The 4,331-nt window shown below is 56.1% G+C and carries 4 protein-coding genes; 2 read left to right on the forward strand and 2 right to left on the reverse strand.

What is annotated here, in order from left to right; genetic code table 11:
* Positions 1 to 335 precede the first annotated feature (335 nt).
* Positions 336 to 1,160, reverse strand: a complete 825-nt coding sequence (locus tag HMPREF3120_RS09830; RefSeq protein ID WP_083284879.1) for a trypsin-like serine protease — start codon at positions 1,158 to 1,160, stop codon at positions 336 to 338.
* A 145-nt stretch (positions 1,161 to 1,305) separates the two neighbouring features.
* Between HMPREF3120_RS09830 and HMPREF3120_RS09835 the strand changes: the two genes are divergently transcribed.
* Both HMPREF3120_RS09835 and HMPREF3120_RS09840 read left to right on the forward strand, forming a co-directional pair.
* On the forward strand, positions 1,306 to 2,937 hold the full coding sequence (locus HMPREF3120_RS09835) for an LGFP repeat-containing protein (protein WP_070452889.1): 1,632 nt from the start codon (positions 1,306 to 1,308) through the stop codon (positions 2,935 to 2,937).
* Positions 2,938 to 2,958: 21 nt separating this feature from the next.
* Positions 2,959 to 3,411 carry a hypothetical protein gene (locus tag HMPREF3120_RS09840; RefSeq protein ID WP_141739424.1) on the forward strand — a complete coding sequence of 151 codons (453 nt, stop codon included), beginning with the start codon at positions 2,959 to 2,961 and terminating at the stop codon, positions 3,409 to 3,411.
* A 323-nt stretch (positions 3,412 to 3,734) separates the two neighbouring features.
* On the opposite strand, the gene HMPREF3120_RS09845 is transcribed toward HMPREF3120_RS09840, so the two are convergent.
* Positions 3,735 to 4,286 carry a hypothetical protein gene (locus tag HMPREF3120_RS09845; protein ID WP_070452892.1) on the reverse strand — a complete coding sequence of 184 codons (552 nt, stop codon included), beginning with the start codon at positions 4,284 to 4,286 and terminating at the stop codon, positions 3,735 to 3,737.
* Positions 4,287 to 4,331: the final 45 nt, after the last annotated feature.

Raw genomic sequence — 4,331 nt, forward strand, 5'->3', positions numbered from 1 at the left:
TGGCGGTCCGACGCTGCCCGGGCAAGCCGCTCCAACCGCACCGGCAACGCCACACGCTGGGGCTTGTCCGCACCGGACGCTGCTTCACTTCGAAGAACCTTTTCTTTTGTCTGACCCCACGGGAAAATGGCTGCTTCGAAATCGTGTACTTTCGCCCCGGATAGCTACCGTAGCCAAACGACGGAGCATGGTAGCTTCCAAAACCGCTGTCGCCGTCATACACGCCGGTTAGAACCACCGTTTCCCCGACGCCACTGTTTTGCTGAAGGTTCTACGAACTGAAGCGACTGCTACTCAACGGACTGTGAGGGGGCCTATCCTACCCCTGACCAACATCACTCGATACCGGTTCGTCCAGTGAGGGCAGCATTGAGCCCGGTAGCAGCCTTATACTCCTCCGCTGCAGTTAACCCAGCATTCAATTTCATAGTGCTGTTGATCCAGTCAGCCCTGGATGCAATATTGGTGTGCCACATCAGCATGTCTTTTCCGTCGACGCAGGACGGGTTGTAACCCCCTCCCGTATGGATTGCATAGATGGTTGACCCGATATAAACAGGTCCCCCCGAGTCACCACTGCACGATCGTGATGCGGTTGCAGACAGCGCTTCGAACAGATCGGTATAGACTGCGGATCCGAAATCTATCTCGTCACGATGAGCGACAATCGTTGTGGTGGCAGACGACGCATAGTCGTGGGTCTCTCCGTACCCCGTCAGTGTTGCCTGCTGGCCTATGTCGAGCGGATCCTGCGCTACTTCAAAAGTATCCGCATCAATTCCCGGCCCCACCTCAATCAGAGCAACGTCATCCGTATCCGACAATGTGTAGATTCCGGCGATCCCTGCCTGCTGCCCATCAAACTGCTCTAAGTAACCGTCCATCGACGGATTCTGGGATACACAATGGTGCGCAGTAAGCCAAAACCCATCCCCTACATAACTCGCGGTACATTCCCTGCGAACCCGAGATGCACCCTCTCTACTGGCAGGGGTTATCACCTGCCACAAGGCAGCAATTCGATTGTCCTTAACGGGAGTAGTACTCGTCGCCTGCAGTGATGGCCAATCATTCGCCACAGCGTGAGGCAAACCAGTTACAACGCTCGCAACAGTAGCGGCAGCCATCAGGAATGTGGCGCATTTCCTCTCGACCCTCATGTCCCCGATCTTCTTCCTTTCCGAGAAATAGACATTACTTTCACGGAACTAACATTTTGGCAGATTGCACTGCGGTATTGGCAGGCAACTTGTAGCCTAAGGTCAGCCAAAGCACATCGCAACACCAGACATTCAGAGGAAGACAATGAATCCGCAAGTCAAAAAGTGCCTAGCAGTTTTGTCCGTCGCCGTACTTACGATTGCTCATCCCACTGCCACCAAAGCCCAGACCACCTCAACAGGCTCATCGTCCCATAGCAACTTATCCCCACAAGATTCGGGTGAAACCCAAACCACAACGGATACAGTTGAAAATCCCGTCATAAGCCTCGAAGGCCCCTTCGCTCAGTGGGGCATCCCCACCCCTCCCGGAGCCGAAAGGTACGAGGTCAACCAAGTCACGCAGGACGAGCTTAATCCTCAGGGCCTTGACGAGTGGCACCCCACCGACGACCCGCACAGCGAGATCATCCCGGGGCAGATGCGCTCGGACAGAGAGAGCATCCCGGCAGGCGCCAGCAAAGCCGATGCAGATCAAGCAGAGATCAAAGAAGCCAAACTCACCGACCCGAGCACCCCCACGCTAAATGCCCGCCCAGGATGCGGCGTGTACTGGCCGGCACCGTTTGAGGTGTGCGGGGCGATTAAAAACCTTTACGACGCCATCGGTGGACCAACCAGCTTCCTCCTCCTTCCGAAATCCAAGGAACTGACAAACCCGGACGGGGTGGGCAAACGCTCCGAGTTCGTTAATGGATTCATCTACTGGCACCCTCGCACGGGTGCGCACAGCGTCAGCATCCCAGTGTCACGAGTGTGGCAGCGGCACGGATGGGAAAACGGGTTTCTCGGATACCCCACCACCAGCGACATCTCACTCGGCAACCAGTGGTACGTCCAACACTTTGAAGGCGGCCACGTCTACACGCACAACGCGCTACCTGCGACACAGGCCAGCATCCAAGGGGCAATCTACGACAAGTGGCAATCCATGGGCGGACACACCAGTGCGCTTGGCTTTCCCATCAGTGACGAGCTGACCACCCCAGACGGAATCGGACGTTACAACGTCTTCGAAGGTGGGATGATCTACTGGACGCCACAACACGGAGCACATCCGGTGAGCGGAACATTTCTGATTCAGTACACTGAACAGGGATTTGAAAAAGGGCTTTTAGGCTACCCCGTAGGGGATCCGGTTGCACAAGATAGCTTCTGGCAGGAGCAGGAGTTTATGGGCGGAAAATTGACGGGAGTGTCCCAAATAACCAAGGACCTCTACTGGCCGATTTTCGCTCCCGTCGTTGGTTCCCCCGTCCTCCAAGCAGAAACTTCCCATAACGATGAAGCGCGCGAAAATTACCAGGAGCGCGTTCTCCCATGTATTGAATACGAGCTTCCACCAGATACGAAATTGGCTGCGTGGCGAGTACCGGGCAGAGGGATGGTGACCCTGGATTGCAGACGATTCCGCACACACATGGCGCCTAATCCGGAGGTCGGGGAACATCCGGGCCATTTTGCGAATTATCCTCTAACTAGGAAAGAGTGGTATGATTTCCTGGGGTGCGTATTCTACACTTTTCAAGCGGAGGATTTCGATCGCCCTCGTCTCGGCAATTGGGGAAAGCAAAGAAAAAATACTAATAGCGGTACTCGTAGTGTGGCAATTGCCCGCAACGTAACTAACGAGTTTGTTACCGGGTGGGCTGGAGACGACGAGTACTCTACAGAATGGGCGGGATGCGTCAAGGGGCTTCCACTTTCGTGGCAGTAAAATTGACGGTAGCCTAGTTTCGTGGAACCCCATCGAATTTTCCTGCGGCCAGAATATAGTCATCCAAGTTCCTTGTGGCCTTCTAAAGAACTAGTAGTCACCGGTTCCGAAGGAAGGGGCTACTATCTTCCCGCGGATTTAGGCATAGAACCTGTTTTGGGAAACGAGATCCTTGAGTGGACGAGAGAATTTAATTTAAATTTCATCGAGGTACCCGACAGCTTTCGTGAGCGACCTCAGTGGAAAGAGGACTTCGATCGGTTTCGGTGGTACGACAAAGGCTGGGACATCACGTATAAGTTGAGGGAGTATTTCCCAGCGGTGCAGATCGTTCCTCAATTTTCTCATTTCGTGTTTTCCATCAATGAAAGACGAGAAAACCTCGGAAAAAGTCCCATTTGTTTTCCGGGAGAAAACCTTACAGGTCACGTATCCATAAGGGACATCGGTAAAAATGACAAACAGAAGCTTTAAGAATTGCCCATGCTCCCCTCATGCATCACACGCACGCTGACACCATAGATGTAGCTGCGACGAACCAATGGGCAAACCATCCGTATCCCGTACGTTTGTCACGTCTTTGGGCGAGCAGACCATCCAGATAGGTTTCAGGGTCGATAGAATGCGGAGCAGCGGTCATCGTTACGTGCCTTTCGGTGAAATGTGGTAGTTGAGTCGAAAGGTTACTGACGGTGGCCGCCCCTGTACTTCCCAGGGCCCACCATCAGAAAGCGTTGCACCACACTAAGGGACGCAACCCGGGCCCTTATTGCGAAGCGGGTTTGGGGCCGTTGTGGCTAATCTCTCCCCGCTGGCGCTCCGCCAAGGATGAGGACGTGCGCGAGCGGGTCGGAGCGGTTCTCTAGCCCCATGGTGCGGTGGCCGGTGTCCACGAGCCCCACGGGGAAGCCCGGCACCGGGGTGCGGTTGACGGCCAGGTCGCCGTCGACGGCGACGAAGGCGTACTCGAAGTCCGGGTTGAGTGTGATCGCCAACTCGGTTTCCGGGGCGATGGTCAGCTGCGCTGCCACGCACGGCTGATTCGTCTCGATGGTGCCGGTGCGGCCGAACATCTCTCCGATGAACACGAACGCCTCGTCGGCAGCGGCGGTGGTCACGCTGGGCAGGGTGAACGCGTCTGGGTTGGCGCGTTGGGTGCCTTCAGGGACGAAGGTGTCGTCGATAAGCACCTGCGCCTGCGCCCGGGCGACGAAGCCGCCGAGTCGTGCGGTGCCGTTGTGGCGCCACATCAAGGGGGCGCAGCCTGCGGGAACGTCGTCGGGGGTGGCGAGGCCGCGGAGGAACTCGACCCCGCGCCACGGGCCGGAACCTACTTCGCTGAAAGCCATGCGCCCAAGGTTAGATGATGCGACGCTGCCGAGCTTGCTCTACGG

It is taken from the genome of Corynebacterium sp. HMSC11D10 (genome assembly GCF_001806995.1).
In the GTDB taxonomy this organism is placed as follows: Bacteria; Actinomycetota; Actinomycetes; order Mycobacteriales; family Mycobacteriaceae; genus Corynebacterium; species Corynebacterium coyleae.

Coding starts and splice junctions, on each gene's coding strand:
- HMPREF3120_RS09845 (WP_070452892.1), bottom strand. CDS start 4,286: ATGGCTTTCAGCGAAGTAGGTTCCGGCCCGTGGCGCGGGGTCGAGTTC.
- HMPREF3120_RS09830 (WP_083284879.1), bottom strand. CDS start 1,160: ATGAGGGTCGAGAGGAAATGCGCCACATTCCTGATGGCTGCCGCTACT.
- HMPREF3120_RS09835 (WP_070452889.1), top strand. CDS start 1,306: ATGAATCCGCAAGTCAAAAAGTGCCTAGCAGTTTTGTCCGTCGCCGTA.